Below are 320 nucleotides of genomic sequence, written 5' to 3' on the forward strand. Positions count from 1 at the left end.
TATCCATAAAGATGCCAACAATCAACAGAATCACGTTGATAATCAGTAGGATCATTAGTGGGTCTTCGGAAACCGCGAGTAGAGCATCGGCAATCATGTAAGGTACATCGGCGTTCGCCATTGCCCAAGACATGCCCATTGATGCGCCAACCAGTAATAGAACGATAGATGTTGTTACTGCAGACTCAAGGATGATCTTTGGAATATCACCCCATTTCACTTCGCGGTAGACAAGCACAGCTAAAACAAACGTGTATACCACAGCAATTGCGGAAGCCTCAGTCGCAGTAAAGATACCGCCAATGATGCCGCCCATGATG

1 protein-coding gene is annotated in these 320 nt (G+C 46.2%); it reads right to left on the minus strand.

The genetic code is table 11. The features are described 5' to 3' along the window. On the minus strand, nt 1-320 hold a 320-nt coding region (locus AB4486_RS28640), incomplete at both ends, for a TRAP transporter large permease subunit (protein WP_372120222.1).

The sequence above is a fragment of the Vibrio sp. 10N.222.55.C6 genome (assembly GCF_041473395.1).
Classification (GTDB): domain Bacteria; phylum Pseudomonadota; class Gammaproteobacteria; order Enterobacterales; family Vibrionaceae; genus Vibrio; species Vibrio crassostreae_C.